Genomic DNA, 15,575 nt, shown 5'->3' with positions numbered 1-15,575 from the left:
CAGGGTTCAGGCGGTGGCGGCCTGCCCCCGGCTGCCTGCCGTATGGTCAACGGGGCAGCTGTCATCGCTGGCGGCGCTGGCCGGCGCCGCCGCGGGTTCTGCAACGCTGATGCCATAAAGTGCGTCAAGGGCCGCGATGTACTGGTCCTGCTGGCCGTTGGCTGCGAGCTCGCGGGCACGCACGGTCGGCAGGTGAAGCAACTGCTTGACCATCCGCCGCATGGCGAATTCCACTTCCTGCGCAGGGCCGGTGCAGCCGTGCTGGTTGCGGACTTTTTCCAGCTCCGTTTCCAATACCGCCATGGTGTGCCGGCGCAGTGCAACAATGGCGGCATCCACGGAGCGTGCCTGCTGGCTTTCCTCGAAAGCCCGGGCGGCGTGATCCACGATCTTCGCCGCCTGGTTGACCGACTCTGCCTGCTCTTCCGGAGCGGCCAAACGCACGGACTCCAGCGTGATGAGCTCGACGCCGTCCAGTTCGCCAACAGCGGGATCGAAATCGTGGGTCAGGGCCAAGTCGATGATGGTCAGGGGTTTGGCATCGGCTTCACGGTCGGCGGCAACCTCGGCGGCGCTGATCTGGCGGTCGCTGCCGCTGCAACCGATGACGACATCCGCAGCTGCGACGGCCGCGCCCAAGGTCTCTTCCGTCAAAGGGAATCCTCCGCGGGTCTCGGTGAACGTCCGCGCCCGGCCGGAGGATGAGTAGACGGAAATACTGGTGCAGCCGCGTCCGCGCAGCAGCGCCATGGTGGCGCCGGCATACGCCCCGGTGCCGAAAACGACGACGTTCTTGGACGCCCAGTCACGGTCTTCGGAAAGATCGGTGGCCAGGTCCAGGGCAACGGAGACGATGGAAAGCCCGCGGCCACCCAGCGCAGTCTGTGCGCCAACGTCCTTGGCGGTGCGGGAAGCAGTCTGGAACAGCCGCACGAGCGCCCCGCTGGCGGTGCCCTCCTGCTGGGCTTCGTTCAGGGCACGGCGTACCTGCCCGGCGATTTCACGCTCGCCCACAACGGCTGAATCGAGGCCGGCGCCGACGGCAAAGAGGTGACGGGAGACCTCGGGGCCGGTATTGGTGGTGAAGGAGCGGGCAACCAGGTTTTCGTCCAGTCCGGAACGGTCGCTGATCTCGGAGATGACGGCCGTGCGTGCGGCATCAATGTCGGCTTCGGAGCCGGTTTCGCAGTAGATCTCGACGCGGTTGCAGGTGGCAAGGACCACGGCGCCGGAGATCGGGCTTCCGTCCTTGAGCACGCTGGAAGCGACCTGGGAGGAGCCGGCACTCAGGCGGGCTACCGTTTCCAGATCAAGATCGGAATGGGTCGCAACCAAGGATAATAAAACCACAACGCCTCATATCTTAGCCCGTAGGGACTTCAGGTTCTTCTTAGGATGGCCTGTTTACCTTGGGTTTACCCAATTTGGCCGGGTGACTTTTGCCACCAGCCCGGTCCCGAAACGGTCGCGTTGGCCTTGAGCGCGCGGGTGGAGCAGAATCTATAAGCATGACGTTGAATGCTTCCCACCCCATGATGGATGGCCGGACCTCGGATTCTGCCCTGATTACCGCTTACCGCGGCGGGAAGCCCGACCGGCGGCCGGTATGGTTCATGCGGCAGGCCGGCCGTTCGCTGCCGGAATACCGCGAGCTGAGGCAGGGGATCGCGATGCTCGATTCCTGCCTGAACCCGGAGCTGGCCGCCGAAATCACGCTGCAGCCCGTGCGGCGGCACGATGTGGACGCCGGAATTTTCTTCTCCGACATCGTTATTCCGCTGAAGCTGGCGGGGGTGGACGTTGACATTGTTCCCGGTGTCGGACCGGTGCTCGGCAGCCCGGTGCGGACCGCAGCGGACGTCGCGAACCTGCCCACCCTGACCGATGAAGCGCTGGAGCCCATCCGTGAAGCCGTGCGGCTCACGGTCAATGAACTGGGGAAGAAGCCGCTGATCGGCTTCGCCGGTGCGCCGTTCACTCTCGCGGCCTACATGGTGGAGGGCAAGCCGTCGCGTGACCACCTGGGTCCGCGGACCATGATGCATGCCGACCCGGAAACCTGGCGGGCCCTCACCGACTGGGCGGCGGACGCCTCCGGAAAGTTTCTCCGCGCCCAGCTCGAAGCCGGAGCCAGCGCAGGACAGCTCTTTGACTCCTGGGCAGGCTCGCTGGGCCTGGAGGACTACCGCCGCCACGTGGCGCCGGCTTCCTCCCGCGCCTTGGACCACGTCCGCGACCTTGGCGTTCCGCTCGTCCACTTCGGCACCGGGACTTCCGAACTGCTGGTCGCGATGCGCGATGTCGGGGTCGACGTGATCGGCGTGGACTACCGTCTGCCGCTGGACGAGGCCAACCGCAGGCTGGGCGGCAAGACCCCGCTGCAGGGCAACATTGATCCGGCGTTGCTGTCTGCCCCGTGGGAAGTGCTGGAACAGCACGTCCGCGAAGTACTCGCCGCCGGCGCCGCGGCCCCGGGACATGTGGTCAATCTGGGGCACGGTGTCCCGCCGGAAACGGATCCGGAAGTGCTGACCCGCGTGGTCAAGCTGATCCATTCGGTGGACCTGTAGCCATGCCGCACCAGCGTCACGACGCCGGGCACCAGGACCGCGTTGCCTCCCGCAGCAACCCGTGGACGGGCCGCCTTCCGGCACTCAAGGCTCCCACCGCCGTCGTTGTTGGAGGTGGGATCGCCGGGCTGGTCGCCGCGCGCGAACTTGCCATGCAGGGCGTGCAGGTCACCGTGCTGGAAGCGTCCGCGGACTTTGGCGGCTGCGTGGCGCGCCACGAGGTGGCGGGGTTCACGCTGGACGCCGGCGCGGAGTCCTTCGCAACACGCTCGCAGGCCGTCTCGGGGCTGGCCGGGGAACTCGGGCTGGGGGAGAGCATCGTGGCTCCGGATCCGGGCGGTGCCTGGGTGCAGCTGCCCGGTTCGGCCCAGCGGCTACCCAAAACCGGGCTGCTGGGCATTCCTGCCGACCCCACCGACCCGCAAATTGTGGCGGCCATTGGACGCACGGCTTCCCTGCGCGCGGCGGCCGATCGCGTGCTGCCGCTGGGGAACCTGCTGGGCAAAGACCAGCTGAGCCTGGGCGAGCTGGTCCGTACCCGGATGGGCAGCACCGTGCTTGAGCGGCTGGTGACCCCGGTGGCGGCCGGTGTCTATTCGGCCGATCCCGATGTGCTGGATGTGGACTCGGTGGCTCCAGGCCTGCGGGCTTCCGTGGCAACCCACGGTTCGCTGCAGGCCGCGGTGGGCGCCATGCGCAAAGCCACCCCGGCAGGTTCTGCCGTGGCCGGACTAGCGGGCGGCATGGGCCGGCTGACCGAGGCCCTGCTGGCGGATCTGAAGCGGCGCAAAGTCCAGTTGCACGCCTCCTCGCCGGTTAAGGCAATTTCAAAGCACGACGGCGGCTGGCGGGTAGCGTCCGCGGACGGCACCTTTGACGCGGCCGGGCTGGTGATGGCGGCGGACGGTGTCTCCGCCGTGACGCTGCTGCAGGAAAGCATTCCCGGGATCGCGGACTTGAAGCCGGCAGCCGGGCCCTCGGTGGCATTGGTGACGCTGGTGGTGGACCAGCCGGAGCTGGATGCCAAGCCGCGCGGCACCGGACTGCTGGTAGCGCCGGGGGTCGAAGATATTGCGGCGAAGGCGCTCACGCACGCCACGGCAAAGTGGCCCTGGCTGGCGGCCGAAACCGGCCCGGGCAGCCACGTGCTGCGTCTGTCCTACGGCAGGGCGGTAGGACAGACGGGTACCGCAAAGCCGGAGGACTTCACCGGTTGGCCCGACGAGAAGCTGTATCGCCAGGCGCTCAGCGACGCCTCGGCGCTGATGGGCACCTCGATCACCGAACCGGATGTGCTGGGCTGGAAGGTGGTCCGCTGGGTCGGCGCGCTGCCGTCCGCCACCGTGGGACATCGGGACAGGGTAGCCCGGGTGCGCGAGCTCGCTGCCGACGGGAAGCACCTGCAGCTGACCGGTGCCTGGTTGGCGGGGACTGGGCTGGTTGCCGTGGTCGCCGACAGCCGGACCCGCGCCCGTCAGCTTGCAGCCGAACTGAAGGCCGCGGCGCCGTCGTCGTCCTGAATTGCTTCTACAATGGGTAGAAGATCCGTTTTCGACTAATAACTACTGAAGAAGGCAGACTGTAAGCATGAGTGAAACGTCCACGTCCGGATCCGCCAGCGCCGTCGAAACTGCCGGCGAAGAAGAGCTGTTCTACACCCTTTGGACCGTGTTCAAGCGGTCCGGTGCTGACATTGCGGACTCTGCCGTTGCCGACTTCGAATCCGCCATCGCCCGCCTCGGGGATGCCGGCGTGACCCTGCGCGGCGCCTACGACGTCTCGGCCATGCGCGAAGACGCCGATGTCATGATCTGGCTCCACGGACCCAAGCCGGATGAGCTGCAGGCAGCCGTGCGCACTATCCGCCGCACCGCCCTGTTCGAAGAGACGGACATTGTCTGGTCCGCCATGGGTGTCCACCGCGACGCCGAATTCACCAAGAGCCACTCTCCGTCCTTCGCGCTGGGCAAGGAGCCGGAAGCCTGGCTCTGCGTCTACCCGTTTGTGCGCTCCTACGAGTGGTACCTGCTCCCGGCCGAGGAGCGCGGCAAGATGCTGCGCGACCACGGCATGCTTGGCCGCGATTTCCCGCAGGTGCTCGCCAACACCGTGGCGTCTTTCGCTCTGGGCGACTGGGAATGGATCCTGGGCCTGGAAGCGCCGGAACTGATCGATCTGGTCGACCTGATGCGCCACCTGCGCTACACCGACGCCCGCAACCACGTCCGCGAGGAAATCCCGTTCTACACCGGCCGCCGCATCAGCCCCGCCGAGATTGCCGAGGTACTGCGGTGACCACCGCTGAAACAAACTTCGATCCGCGCGCGGGCGTGGACGAAAACGGCAGGATGGCGCCGAAGAACTACGATGCCATCATCCTGGCGTCCTTCGGCGGCCCCGAGGGCCAGGAAGATGTCATCCCGTTCCTGCGCAATGTCACGCGGGGGCGCGGCATTCCCGATGAGCGGCTCGAAGAGGTGTCCCACCACTACCGCGCCAACGGCGGCATCAGCCCGATCAATGCGCAGAACCGGGCGCTCAAGGCTGCCATGGAGGCCGAACTGGCCAGCCGCGGGATCGACCTGCCCGTGTTTTGGGGCAACCGGAACTGGGCGCCCTTCATCGCGGACACCTTCCGCGAAGCGTACGACGCCGGCCACCGCCGCGTGCTGGCCATCACCACCAGCGCCTACTCCTGCTATTCCAGCTGCCGCCAGTACCGCGAGGACTTCGGCGTAGCGCTGGTGGAAACCGGGCTGGAAGGCAAGCTGGAAGTGGACAAGGTCCGCCAGTACTTCGACCACCCGGGCTTTGTGGAGCCGTTCGTCGAGGGCGTGCGCGAAGGTCTGGCCAGCGTCCGGGCCGACCTTGCCGCCAAGGGCGAGGCCGATGCGCCCGTGCACATCATGTTCGCGACCCACTCCATTCCCATGGGAGACGCCGAGGCAGCCGGGCCGCGCTTGGCGGACGGCGCCGGGTACGACGGCGGCAGCGCTTACGTGGCGCAGCACCTGGCTACCGGCCAGGCTGTGCTGGACCGGATTCCGGAGGCTGCCGGCGTCGCGCATTCGCTGGTTTACCAGTCCCGGTCCGGGGCACCGCATGTGCCGTGGCTGGAGCCGGACATCAACGATGCCCTCGAAGAGTTGGCCGCGCAGGGCGTCAGGGGCGTTGTCATCGTCCCGCTGGGCTTTGTCAGCGACCATATGGAAGTGATCTGGGACCTGGACACCGAGGCGCTGGAGACCTGCGGCAAGCTCGGCCTCGCCGCCGCCCGGGTACCGACGCCGGGCGTGCACCAAAAGTTCGTTGCCGGCCTGGTCGACCTGATCTGCGAACGGACCGCCGAGCACAACATCGCCGAACGCGCCGCCACTACCCGGCTGGGGCCGTGGATGGACGTATGTTTCCCCAACTGCTGTGCCAACCGCCGCGGCGAAAAACCCACGGTTGCCGGCATGGATTCCACCGTAGGAGTACCCGCACCGTGACAAGCACCGTCCGCATCGGCACCCGGGGCAGCGCCCTGGCCGTCACCCAGACCACTACCGTGGCCGAAGCCCTCGCCGCAGCCGGCGGGGTGGACTACGAGCTGGTCCGGATCAAGACCGAGGGCGACATCCTGAAGGGTTCGCTGGCGCAGATCGGCGGCACCGGTGTGTTCGTTGCGGCCCTGCGCGAGGCCCTGCTCGATGACCGCTGCGATGTGGCTGTGCATTCGCTCAAGGATCTGCCCACCGGTGTGGCCGACGGGCTCCAGATCGCGGCGTATCCGGCACGTGTTGATGTCCGGGACGCACTGTGTGCCCGGGACGGACTCACGCTGTCCGAGCTGCCGGCCGGTGCGAAGGTCGGCACCGGTTCCCCGCGCCGCGCGGCCCAGCTGCGCGCCGCCCGGCCGGACCTGGAGGTCATCGACATCCGCGGCAATGTGGAGACCCGGCTCGGCCGCGTCCGGGGAATGCATGGCCCCGAGGTCATCAAGGGTAAGCAGGGCGACCTGGACGGCGTGGTCCTGGCGGCCGCCGGCCTCAGCCGGCTGGGCCGGACCGAGACCATCACCGAGCTGCTGGATCCGACCGTCATGCTGCCGGCCCCGGGGCAGGGCTCGCTGGCCGTGGAGTGCCGGACGGCCGACGCCGCGGACGGAAGCGCACTGGCGAAGGCCATGAAAGATTACGACGACGAGGCCACCCGCCTCTCGGTGACCGCCGAACGTGCGCTGCTGGCCCGGCTGGAGGCCGGCTGCAGTGCACCCATCGGTGCCCTGGCAACGCTGGCCGGGGATGTTCTCCGGCTCGAAGCGGTAGTATGCCGGCCGGACGGAACACGGCTGCTGCGCAGCAGCCTGGAGACCAACAGCCCGGATATGGAAGCTGCGGCCGGCCTGGGAGCCCGGCTGGCCGAAGACCTGCTGGCCCAGGGAGCCGGAGAGCTGACCCCTCTGGCAGGCAGCTGAGCATGCCCCTGCTGCGGCCGCGAGGCAACCCCGGGAGTCCGCTTGCCGGGCTGGTAGTAGTGCTGCCGCGCAGTGCTGACCGCGCAGGTGCCATGGTGGCGGAGCTGGCCGGCAGGGGCGCCGAACCGAAGCTGATGCCGCTGATCGACTTCGAGGAGCCTGAGTCCAGCCGCGAGCTGGACGAAGCGCTGCGTATGCTCGGCCAAGGCCGCTTCGCGTGGATGGTCATCACCAGCATCACCACCGTGCGGGCGCTGAAGCAGCGCGCCGCCGCACTCGGCACCACGCTGAAGGCACTCTCCGGCGACACCAAAATCGCGGCAGTCGGCTCGGGAACGGCCGCGGCCCTGGTAGCCGAGGGCCTGCACGTTGACCTTGTTCCCGAGGGCACCATGGACGCCGTCGGACTGGTGGCTGACTGGCCGCCGCCGGGCGAACCGCGTCCGGAAACGGCCCTGCGCACCAACGTCTTCCTGCCGCAGGCGGATATCGCGGCTGACACCATTTTCGAGGGCCTGATGGACAAGGGCTGGCAGGTGCTGCCTGTGGTCGCCTACCACACGGTGGACCATCCGGCCCGGACGGAGCGGCGCCTGAGCGCTGTGCTCGAGTCCGCCTCCCCGGCGTCGACCGGAGCCGAACAGGAACCGATTACGGTGGAAGAATTCAATCGCGGCGTCGCCGAAAAAGCGGTTGATGCCGTTGTTCTTACGTCTCCGAGCGTGGCCCGCCGGCTGCATCAACTCGCGCCGGATCTGCCGCCGCACGTACTGCTGGTGGCCATCGGAAACAGCACCGCGAGGGAAGCCGGAACACTCGGCCTGGAGATCGCCGCGACCGCCACCGCGCCGACGCCGGCCGGGATCGCGGACGCGCTTACCGAGGCCCTCAAGACCCGCACCGCACCAAAGCCGAAGGATGATGATGAGCTTTCCTAGCCACCGCCCGCGCCGACTCCGCGCCACCGCAGCGCTGCGCAAACTCACCGCGGAAGTGCGGATCGAGAACTCGCAGCTGATTCTGCCGGCATTTATCCGCGAGGGCATCTCCGAGCCGGCGCCGCTGCAGTCCATGCCCGGCGTCGTCCAGCACACCACCGATTCCCTTAAGCGGGCGGCGTTCGAAGCGGTGGAGCTTGGCCTGGGCGGCATCATGCTCTTTGGCGTGCCGGCCACCCGCGACGCCACCGGCAGCGCGGGCGTGGACCCGGACGGAGTGCTGAACAAAGCCATCGCGGATGTGAAGGCCGAAGTAGGCAACGATCTGGTGGTCATGAGCGATGTTTGTCTCGACGAGTTCACGGACCATGGCCACTGCGGTGTCCTCACTCCGGATGGGGCAGTGGACAATGACGCCACGCTGGAGATCTACGCGCGGATGGCCGTGATCCAGGCACAGTCCGGCGCGGACGTCCTGGGCCCGTCCGGCATGATGGACGGCCAGGTTGCCGTGATCCGCCAGGCCCTGGACGAGGCAGGCCTGAAGGACACCGCGGTGCTGGCCTACGCGGCCAAGTACACGTCCGCCTTCTATGGTCCTTTCCGCGAGGCAGTCGATTCGCAGTTGAGCGGTGACCGGAAGACGTACCAGATGGATCCGGCCAACCGCCGGGAGGCCATGCTGGAGGTAGAGCTGGATCTCGAAGAGGGTGCGGACATGGTGATGGTCAAGCCCGCCATGAGCTACCTCGACATCGTGGCGGATGTGGCGGCCATGTCTCCGGTACCGGTGGCCGCCTACCAGATTTCCGGCGAATACGCGATGATCGAGGCGGCGGCGGCCAACGGTTGGATCGACCGCAAGCCTGCCATCCTCGAGTCCGTGCTGGGCATCCGGCGGGCCGGGGCGGATATGGTTTTGACGTACTGGGCTGCCGAGATTGCCCGCTGGCTGAAGGAAAGCAACTAAGCAATGACTAGCTCTGAAGAACTGTTCGAACGCGCGCGCCATCTGATGCCCGGGGGAGTGAACTCGCCCGTGCGGGCCTTCGGATCCGTAGGCGGGACGCCGCGCTTCATGGTCTCCGCCAAGGGGCCCTACCTCACCGACGCCGATGGCCGCGAGTACGTTGACCTGGTCTGCTCCTGGGGCCCGGCACTGGTGGGTCATGCCCACCCCGAGGTGCTGGCAGCCGTCCACGCTGCCGTGGACCGCGGCTTGTCCTTCGGCGCGTCCACGCCCGCCGAAGCCGAACTGGCGGCCATCGTGATGGAGCGCGTTTCCGCCGTCGAGCGGCTGCGTATGGTATCCACGGGCACCGAGGCCACCATGACCGCCGTGCGGCTGGCCCGCGGCTTTACGGGCCGCAACCTGATCATCAAGTTCGCAGGCTGCTACCACGGTCATTTGGACGGACTGCTGGCGGCCGCCGGATCGGGTCTTGCCACGCTGGCTCTGCCTGGCTCTGCCGGTGTCACCGAGGCAACGGCGGCGGAGACTCTGGTCCTTCCTTACAACGACCTGGCAGCGGTTGAAGCAGCGTTCGAAACCCACGGGCCCAACATCGCCGCGGTGATCACCGAAGCTGCACCGGCCAATATGGGTGTCGTGGAACCGGGTGCAGGCTTCAACGCCGCGCTTTCCCGAATCACTGCACAGCACGGCGCCCTGCTTATTCTGGACGAGGTCCTAACCGGCTTCCGGACCGGCTATGCAGGCTACTGGGGCCTCACCGGAGGAGCCGAGGGAACGGACGCCCCGTTCACGCCGGACCTGCTGACCTTCGGCAAGGTCATTGGCGGCGGCATGCCGGTGGCAGCACTGGGCGGCCGGGCCGAGGTCATGGACTACCTTGCCCCGGTGGGTCCGGTCTACCAGGCCGGCACACTGTCCGGAAATCCGATCGCGATGGCGGCCGGTGTGGCCACTCTGACCGCCGCCACGCCCGAGGTCTACGCGGGGATCGATAAGCGGTCCCTGGAGTTGTCCGGTGCGGTCTCCGCCGCGCTGGGCGAAGCAGGAGTGGACCACAGCATCCAGCGTGCCGGGAACCTCTTCAGCGTGGCCTTCGGAACCTCGGCCAACGGAGTCCACAACTACGAGGACGCCCAGGGACAGGAAACCTTCCGGTACGCTCCGTTCTTCCATTCCATGCTGGATTCCGGCGTCTACCTGCCGCCGTCGGTCTTCGAAGCGTGGTTCCTCTCCGCGGCGCATGACGACAAGACCATGGACCGGATATACGCTGCCCTTCCGGCCGCGGCGAAGGCGGCGGCCGCTGCCTCACCTGGAGCCTGATTTCCAACCACTTCAAGGAGCATGTTGATGGCGTTGTTTGCCCGGCGGGACCAAGTTCAGGAACAAAATCTGTGGACCGATGGTATGGGCCGGGTGGGCACGCGCTCCGCACAGCTGCTGCTGATCCTGACGCTGCTCTCGGTCAGCGTGTACGTGATGCTGCAACTGCAGTTGCTCGTGATCCCGGTGCTGATTGCACTCATCCTGGCAGCCGCGGTCTATCCGGTGGTGAACGTCCTGAGGCGCTGGGGCTGGTCCAGTGCCTTGGCCACCGCGACGGCGTTCCTGGGCATCCTTGTGGTGCTCGGCGGAGTCATTACCGGGATCGTTGTCGCGGTTCGGAACGAGCTGGATGAACTCATCAGTTCGGCTACCGAAGGCTGGGCGCAGCTGCAGGGATTCCTGGCCGATTTCCCGCTCCCGGTAGACCAGGCGCAGATTGACGAGGCGCTGGCCGGCATTCTGGACTTCCTGACCAGCGCCGCCGTCGGCCGCAGCGCGCTCAGCGGCCTGTCCACGGCCACACAGTTCATCACCGGCGCGGTCCTGATGGCCGTAGTGCTGTTTTACTTCCTCAAGGACGGCGAGCGGATCTGGACGTTCCTGCTGCGCTGGTTCCCCTACCGCCGCCGGGCGAAGATGGCGCTGGCCGGTTCGCGCGCCGTCGACGTATTGGGCAATTACGTCCGGGGCACCGCCATCGTGGCGGCGGTCGACGCCATCTTTATCGGTCTGGCCTTGTTTATCCTGCAGGTGCCGCTGGCGCTGCCGCTGGCGGTGCTCATCTTCATCGGCGGCTTCGTGCCGATCGTCGGCGCCACGGTCGCCGGGGTGCTGGCCGCCCTCGTCGCACTGGTGGCCAACGGTCCTGTTGCCGCGCTGGTGGTGATCGGTGTTGTGGTCCTGGTGAACCAGCTGGAAGGGAACTTCCTGCAACCCGTCGTGATGGGCCGTTCCGTCAGCCTCCATTCCCTGGTCATTCTGCTCGCACTGACGGCCGGCACCATCCTTGGCGGTATTGTCGGCGCCATTCTTGCTGTTCCGGTGGCTGCGGTGGCCTGGGCCGTCATCCAGGTCTGGACGGGCGATACGAAGCCGGAGGCGTCAGGCCGGCGGGTGCGCCTGGAGGAGAAGGCCGTGGAGACGGTGTCCTGACCCGGCGGAGGAACCAGCCAGGCGGAACTGGCAAGGGGCGGAACTGACAAGGGAGCCGGCAGCGTGTGCTGCCGGCTCCCTTGTTCTCAAGCGTGGTGGTGCGGACCTGCTCGCCGGGAAGGTTTAAAACGCCGGGGTGACGTCACCGTTCGGCCAGGTCTCCACAATGTAGTCCTTGACCTCGGGGGAGTGCAGGAGCTCCTCGAGCTTTGCGATGGCAGGATTTTCGTCGCCGGCCTGCCAGGCTAGGAAGTTGGCGTAGGGATTGTTCTCTACGGATTCGACGGCGAGGGCGTCGTCGGTGCTCAGCCCCGCCTGAAGGATGAAGTTGCCGTTAATGAGCGCCAGGTCGATCTTGGGGTCCTCAACCAGCGGAAGGATAATTTCCGGCTGGTTCTCCTCAAATGTCAGGCCCTTCGGGTTCTGCTCCTCCGTTAGGGTCAAAGCAGCGGAGTCTTCCTCAATGCCATTGAGCAGGCCCGTTTCTTCGAGCATCTTCAGACCACGGACCTGGTTGGCGGGGTCATTCGTGATGGCGATAGTGCCACCATCGGGAACGTCCTCAATGTTCTTGTGCTTCGAGGAGAAGGCAGCGTACGGCTCGATGTGGACGCCCTCGCCATGCTCGAACTCGTACCCCTTGGTAGCGACCTGGTCTTCAAACCAAGGCAGGTGCTGGTAGTAGTTGGCGTCGAGCGACCCGTCGCTGAGCGCGATGTTCGGAGTTTGGTAGTCATCGAACTCCTGGATTTCCAAGTCGATGCCGGCTTCTTGGGCCAGATTCTGGTCAACGAACTCAAGGATCCGGGCATGCGGCACCGGGCTGGCCCCGACAGTAACCGTCACGGGACTGGCCGGATCGAGAGTAGCGCTGGGGGTAGATTCGGATCCACCGCAAGCCGTCAGCGCCAGCGCAGTGGCCAAGCCTGTGCCGATCAGAGATAGTGTTTTACGCATCCGAGTGCGTTCCTTTCAAATAACGCAGACCCCGGACGAATATCAAGTCGCCGGGATCCGGGTGTGGTGCAGCTAGCGGCTACTCGCTGCATTCTTCCGCTCGGCTGTCGACGATGCGGAAAACTTTGGAGGATTAGACCCCAATAGTAGTGGCTGGCTCATGCCGGCGCGCCTTCTTCGATCCGGCTGTGGCTGCGCTCCGGTGGTCGACCCGGCGGGCAACCGCGTCGCCGATCCATTGGAGTGCCTGGACCAGGATCACCATGATGACGATGGTTACGATCATGACAGTGGTATCGAAGCGCTGGAAGCCGTAGTTGTACGCCAGCCTTCCCAAACCGCCGCCGCCGGTGATGCCGGCCATTGCGGAGTATCCGACCAGGGTGACCATCGTCGTCGTCAATGCCGCCACCAGCCCAGGAAGCGCCTCAGGGACGAGCACCTTGCGAACGATCTGCATCCGTGTCGACCCCATAACCATGGCGGCGTCGATCTTGCCGGAACTTACATCCCGGAGCGCAGTCTCGACCAGGCGGGCGAAGAAAGGGACGGTGCCGATTGTCAGCGCAACGCAAGCGGCGATTGGGCCGATGCTGCTGCCGGTGATAACTCGTGCCAAGGGAATAAGCGCCACCATGAGGATGGCGAACGGAATGGATCGCGTGATGTTGACGACGACGTCAGAGACGATCCGGTTCGTCACAGGCATGGGCCGTAACCCGCCCGAGGCGCTGGTGTAGAGGAAAATCCCCAGCGGCAGTCCGATCGCCAGAGTGAAGATCCCGGAGATCGAAACCATCTGCAGGGTTTCCATGATGGCAGTCGGGAGCGCCCTCGTAATGCCGGGGTTGGTGCTCAGCTCTTCGAGGAAATTCATGCGGCTTCCTTTCCTGTGGCACGCACGGAGACACCCTGGCTGTGCAGATATTCGACTACCGGACCGGAATCCACGCCGGTGGGCAGCTGAATTCGAAGGTGTCCGAATTGTGTTCCGGCCAGGGTCTCGACGCTGCCAGCAAGTACATTCAGGTCCATATTGAAGCGCCGTGCGGCGGAAGTCAGGACCGGCTCCGAGGCCGTTTCCCCCGAGAAAAGAATCTCCAGCACGGCTCCGGTGCCCAGCGGTTCCGCCGAAGGCAGCGGCAACAGCGTGCGAGATAGTTCGCTGCCTAGCGTGGCTGCGACATCCCGCAGCGGGCCGTGTTCGACGATGCGGCCGGCGGCCAGGAGGGACACCGAGTCGCAGACGCGCTTGACCACGTGCATTTCGTGCGTGATGATCAGCACCGTCAGCTGCAGGCGCTCGGTGAGGTCCTTGATCAGGACAAGGATCTCTTCGGTGGTTTTCGGATCCAAAGCAGACGTGGGCTCGTCGCAGAGAAGGACATCCGGATCGGAGGCGAGGGCGCGGGCAATGCCTACGCGCTGGCGCTGGCCGCCGGAGAGCTGGGAAGGATAAGCGTTTTCGAAGCCTTCCAGTCCCACAAGTTTCAACAGTTCAGTCACCTTGGTGCTGATGGCATCCTTGGAGGTGTTGACGATTTCCAACGGATGTGCGACATTCTGCGCGGTGGTCCGCGAATCCATCAGGTTGGCATGCTGGAAGATCATGCCGATGCGCCGGCGTGCGCTGCGCAGGTCTGCATCCCGGGCCGAGCTCAGTTCGGCTCCATTGATGCTCACCGACCCCGAGGTGGGGGAGTCCAACAGAGTCAGGCAGCGGACCAAGGTCGATTTGCCCGCTCCGGAATGTCCCACGATGCCGTGAATTGATCCCCTCGGAACCTCAAGGCTGACGCCGTCAAGGGCAACAATTTCACGGTTGCCTTGACGATAGACCTTGCGCAGGTCAGAAACAGTGATCACATGAATCCTCGGCTGATTGGGGACGGGTCCTGGTCTGCGGCGGCCAGCACGGGCAGCGAACAGCTTAAATTATGACAGGACTGGGCGCGCTCCCGAACCCGGGCAAAGATTCGTAATATTCAGACCCTAAATTGACTGCCCTGCCGTCGCTGTGGGCCGCGCATGCACAACGCCTTCCCGCAACGGCCACACGCCATCGACCACTGCGTCCGGTTTGGTCCGCCGCAACCACGCCTGGAAATTCGTCGCCTGTTTGGCGCACCATTCAACTTGCGATGCGTGGAGTTCAGAGGGATCGACCTGAAGCTCTGGGTATCTCCTGGCCAATGCATCGGCAACACCGATGGTAGCCAGCGCGTCCGCGGCGGAAGTGTGCGCGTTCTCCAGCGGGACTTGGTAAAACTCGCTCAGTGCTACCAAGGTCCGCTTGCCACGCCGGTACCGGTCCATCTGCTTGTCCAGAACAAAGGGATCGATAACGGGTCTGGGCTCCGTCATGTCGATGCCGTAGCGTCCGCATTCCTCGGCCAGAACCGTGAAGTCGTAAGGTGCGTTGAACGCCATGACCGGGATGCCGGCGTCGAAATAGCTGCCGATTGTCTGGGCGATTTCGGCTGCAGCCTGGGCGGCATCCATTCCCTCACTAGTGGCTTTGTCGTTGGTAATGCCGTGAATGGCAGAGGCTTCGGCAGGGATGGAAATACCGGGGTTGACCAGCCATTCCAGCTGTTGCAGTGGCTGCCCCAGGCCGTTGACAAGGACAATGGATGCGGTGACGATGCGTGCTTCGTGCGGATCCCGCCCTGTCGTTTCGACGTCGAATGCTGCCCGGGGAAGTTCATGCCAGCTGCTCATGCCGGCAACGCTACCTGCCGGCACCGACATTTCCGGGGCGGGCCCGCCGCCTGTGGATAAAAACACATCCGCTGCCATTTAGAGTAGATCGCATGCGCCGGGAGTTTGTTGATGCCGTTCTCGAAGTGGCGGCACTCATACCGGCCGGTCGAGTCCTCTCCTATGGGGACATAGCGGAGCTGCTCGGCTCCGGTGGTGCCCGCCAAGTCGGTCGCGTGATGTCGCTCCACGGCGGGGCGGTGGCATGGTGGCGGGTTATCCGAGCGGACGGAACGCTGCCCAACGAGCTGATGGACCGCGCGGTGCGGCGCTATCAACGGGAGCTCACACCGCTTATGATCCGGGAGGCCGGAAGCGAGCCGAAGGTCAAGATGCAGTCGGCCCGGTGGTTTCCGGATGACGATGACTTTGATCGCATTGAAGAGATCCGCCTAAAAATGTCACTGCCGGCTGATGGAATGGAGCCGTGATCAAAC

At 65.6% G+C, this 15,575-nt stretch carries 15 protein-coding genes; 10 read left to right on the top strand and 5 right to left on the bottom strand.

Features of this window, described 5'->3' with window-relative positions; all coding sequences use genetic code 11:
- Positions 1 to 6 precede the first annotated feature (6 nt).
- Entirely contained in the window at positions 7 to 1,350 is a 1,344-nt protein-coding gene (locus J5251_RS17990) for a glutamyl-tRNA reductase (protein ID WP_208574767.1), read from the bottom strand.
- 158 nt (positions 1,351 to 1,508) lie between these two features.
- Between J5251_RS17990 and hemE the strand changes: the two genes are divergently transcribed.
- The 9 genes from hemE to J5251_RS17945 all read left to right on the top strand — a co-directional run bounded on the left by hemE (position 1,509) and on the right by J5251_RS17945 (position 11,421).
- The gene (gene hemE / locus J5251_RS17985) at positions 1,509 to 2,570 is read left to right on the top strand and encodes a uroporphyrinogen decarboxylase (RefSeq protein ID WP_139004767.1); all 1,062 of its coding nucleotides are present in this window, start codon (positions 1,509 to 1,511) and stop codon (positions 2,568 to 2,570) included.
- A 2-nt stretch (positions 2,571 to 2,572) separates the two neighbouring features.
- Positions 2,573 to 4,090, top strand: a complete 1,518-nt coding sequence (gene hemG, locus J5251_RS17980) for a protoporphyrinogen oxidase (protein ID WP_208574766.1) — start codon at positions 2,573 to 2,575, stop codon at positions 4,088 to 4,090.
- A gap of 67 nt (positions 4,091 to 4,157) precedes the next feature.
- Positions 4,158 to 4,865: a hydrogen peroxide-dependent heme synthase gene (gene hemQ, locus J5251_RS17975; protein WP_208574765.1), complete on the top strand. Its 708-nt coding sequence runs from the start codon at positions 4,158 to 4,160 to the stop codon at positions 4,863 to 4,865.
- A 53-nt stretch (positions 4,866 to 4,918) separates the two neighbouring features.
- Entirely contained in the window at positions 4,919 to 6,061 is a 1,143-nt protein-coding gene (locus J5251_RS17970; RefSeq protein WP_208576219.1) for a ferrochelatase, read from the top strand.
- Positions 6,058 to 7,029 carry a hydroxymethylbilane synthase gene (gene hemC, locus J5251_RS17965; protein WP_244250717.1) on the top strand — a complete coding sequence of 324 codons (972 nt, stop codon included), beginning with the start codon at positions 6,058 to 6,060 and terminating at the stop codon, positions 7,027 to 7,029. The genes J5251_RS17970 and hemC overlap by 4 nt, the downstream gene beginning before the upstream one ends.
- A gap of 2 nt (positions 7,030 to 7,031) precedes the next feature.
- The gene (locus tag J5251_RS17960; protein WP_208574763.1) at positions 7,032 to 7,967 is read left to right on the top strand and encodes a uroporphyrinogen-III synthase; all 936 of its coding nucleotides are present in this window, start codon (positions 7,032 to 7,034) and stop codon (positions 7,965 to 7,967) included.
- A complete protein-coding gene (hemB, locus tag J5251_RS17955; RefSeq protein ID WP_208574762.1) occupies positions 7,954 to 8,937 on the top strand; it encodes a porphobilinogen synthase in 984 nt (327 codons plus the stop codon). Before J5251_RS17960 ends, hemB begins: the two co-directional genes overlap by 14 nt.
- 3 nt (positions 8,938 to 8,940) lie before the next feature.
- Positions 8,941 to 10,266, top strand: a complete 1,326-nt coding sequence (gene hemL / locus J5251_RS17950) for a glutamate-1-semialdehyde 2,1-aminomutase (protein WP_208574761.1) — start codon at positions 8,941 to 8,943, stop codon at positions 10,264 to 10,266.
- 27 nt (positions 10,267 to 10,293) lie between these two features.
- Positions 10,294 to 11,421 (top strand): AI-2E family transporter, encoded by a 1,128-nt coding sequence (locus J5251_RS17945; RefSeq protein WP_139004774.1) that lies wholly within the window; start codon positions 10,294 to 10,296, stop codon positions 11,419 to 11,421.
- 123 nt (positions 11,422 to 11,544) lie between these two features.
- On the opposite strand, the gene J5251_RS17940 is transcribed toward J5251_RS17945, so the two are convergent.
- The 4 genes from J5251_RS17940 to J5251_RS17925 form a co-directional block, all read right to left on the bottom strand.
- The gene (locus tag J5251_RS17940; protein ID WP_208574760.1) at positions 11,545 to 12,378 is read right to left on the bottom strand and encodes a MetQ/NlpA family ABC transporter substrate-binding protein; all 834 of its coding nucleotides are present in this window, start codon (positions 12,376 to 12,378) and stop codon (positions 11,545 to 11,547) included.
- A 133-nt stretch (positions 12,379 to 12,511) separates the two neighbouring features.
- Positions 12,512 to 13,255, bottom strand: a complete 744-nt coding sequence (locus tag J5251_RS17935; RefSeq protein ID WP_139004776.1) for a methionine ABC transporter permease — start codon at positions 13,253 to 13,255, stop codon at positions 12,512 to 12,514.
- Positions 13,252 to 14,244 (bottom strand): methionine ABC transporter ATP-binding protein, encoded by a 993-nt coding sequence (locus J5251_RS17930; protein ID WP_139004777.1) that lies wholly within the window; start codon positions 14,242 to 14,244, stop codon positions 13,252 to 13,254. Before J5251_RS17930 ends, J5251_RS17935 begins: the two co-directional genes overlap by 4 nt.
- A 126-nt stretch (positions 14,245 to 14,370) precedes the next feature.
- Positions 14,371 to 15,099 carry a 3'-5' exonuclease gene (locus J5251_RS17925; protein ID WP_139004778.1) on the bottom strand — a complete coding sequence of 243 codons (729 nt, stop codon included), beginning with the start codon at positions 15,097 to 15,099 and terminating at the stop codon, positions 14,371 to 14,373.
- A 92-nt stretch (positions 15,100 to 15,191) separates the two neighbouring features.
- Here J5251_RS17925 and J5251_RS17920 point away from each other — a divergent pair, with 92 nt between their 5' ends.
- Complete coding sequence (locus J5251_RS17920; RefSeq protein ID WP_139004779.1) at positions 15,192 to 15,569, top strand: MGMT family protein; 378 nt, start codon at positions 15,192 to 15,194, stop codon at positions 15,567 to 15,569.
- Positions 15,570 to 15,575: the final 6 nt, after the last annotated feature.

Origin of the sequence: Arthrobacter crystallopoietes (genome assembly GCF_017603825.1) — a bacterium.
Taxonomy (GTDB): Bacteria; Actinomycetota; Actinomycetes; order Actinomycetales; family Micrococcaceae; genus Crystallibacter; species Crystallibacter crystallopoietes_B.
The sequence above is the reverse complement of the archived record's forward strand: the minus strand, read 5'-3'. Positions and strand labels throughout refer to the sequence as shown.

Bases quoted from the DNA above. Each gene is read 5' to 3' on its own strand.
- hemE (WP_139004767.1), top strand. From the start codon at position 1,509: ATGACGTTGAATGCTTCCCACCCCATGATGGATGGCCGGACCTCGGAT.
- hemG (WP_208574766.1), top strand. From the start codon at position 2,573: ATGCCGCACCAGCGTCACGACGCCGGGCACCAGGACCGCGTTGCCTCC.
- hemQ (WP_208574765.1), top strand. From the start codon at position 4,158: ATGAGTGAAACGTCCACGTCCGGATCCGCCAGCGCCGTCGAAACTGCC.
- J5251_RS17970 (WP_208576219.1), top strand. From the start codon at position 4,919: ATGGCGCCGAAGAACTACGATGCCATCATCCTGGCGTCCTTCGGCGGC.
- J5251_RS17960 (WP_208574763.1), top strand. From the start codon at position 7,032: ATGCCCCTGCTGCGGCCGCGAGGCAACCCCGGGAGTCCGCTTGCCGGG.
- hemB (WP_208574762.1), top strand. From the start codon at position 7,954: ATGAGCTTTCCTAGCCACCGCCCGCGCCGACTCCGCGCCACCGCAGCG.
- hemL (WP_208574761.1), top strand. From the start codon at position 8,941: ATGACTAGCTCTGAAGAACTGTTCGAACGCGCGCGCCATCTGATGCCC.
- J5251_RS17945 (WP_139004774.1), top strand. From the start codon at position 10,294: ATGGCGTTGTTTGCCCGGCGGGACCAAGTTCAGGAACAAAATCTGTGG.
- J5251_RS17940 (WP_208574760.1), bottom strand. From the start codon at position 12,378: ATGCGTAAAACACTATCTCTGATCGGCACAGGCTTGGCCACTGCGCTG.
- J5251_RS17935 (WP_139004776.1), bottom strand. From the start codon at position 13,255: ATGAATTTCCTCGAAGAGCTGAGCACCAACCCCGGCATTACGAGGGCG.
- J5251_RS17925 (WP_139004778.1), bottom strand. From the start codon at position 15,099: ATGAGCAGCTGGCATGAACTTCCCCGGGCAGCATTCGACGTCGAAACG.
- J5251_RS17920 (WP_139004779.1), top strand. From the start codon at position 15,192: ATGCGCCGGGAGTTTGTTGATGCCGTTCTCGAAGTGGCGGCACTCATA.